Raw genomic sequence first — 677 nt, 5'->3', positions numbered from 1 at the left:
AAAGATGTATCCAAACTGGCTGTTTCTTCTTATGCACAGATTTGGATACCTTTCAATTCAACAGAAATAGCCAGAAAGTGCTGGTATGACAATGCGATGGGAACTTTTCGTGTGGTCATTCTGGCACATTCGGAGAAAGATTTTCCTGCCATCAGAGAAGAGGCGGAACGCCTGCGTCAGAAATTCAATGACGGATTGCAGGATTCCGAAATTTTTTATCGTGGACAACCCGATGATCGTTTCTCTTTTATCTTTCGTCACTGGGGAAGAGAGTTACAGGCGAAGGAAGCTTATTTGCACTACCTGTTGGTGATTGTTATTTTATTGCTGGTACCGGCTATAAATTTGAGTAGCATGACTTTGTCCCGTATGCGGAAGCGTATGTCGGAAATAGGGGTGAGGAAGGCATTTGGTGCTACTGCCAATGTCTTGTTGAGGCAAGTGTTTTATGAAAATTTATTATTGACGCTCATAGCCGGAGCAGTAGGAATGCTTTTCAGTTATGCATGTACTTTTTTATTGAATGATTTCTTATTTTCCAATAGCGAGAACCGTGCCCAAATAGGAGAAACCAGTCTTTCGGCAGATATGTTGTTCAGTCCCTGGATATTCTTGGCCGCATTCATTTTCTGCCTGCTCTTGAATTTGCTGTCAGCGTGCATCCCTGCCTGGAGGGC

The 677-nt window shown here is 43.3% G+C and carries 1 protein-coding gene; it reads left to right on the top strand.

Going from position 1 to position 677, the window contains the following annotated elements:
- On the top strand, positions 1-677 hold a 677-nt coding region (locus ACFFUV_RS24125; RefSeq protein ID WP_512701404.1), incomplete at both ends, for an ABC transporter permease.

Origin of the sequence: Vibrio olivae, assembly GCF_042428525.1 — a bacterium.
In the GTDB taxonomy this organism is placed as follows: domain Bacteria; phylum Pseudomonadota; class Gammaproteobacteria; order Enterobacterales; family Vibrionaceae; genus Vibrio; species Vibrio olivae.
Note: the sequence above shows the minus strand (reverse complement) of the source record. Positions and strands in the feature narration are given on the sequence as shown.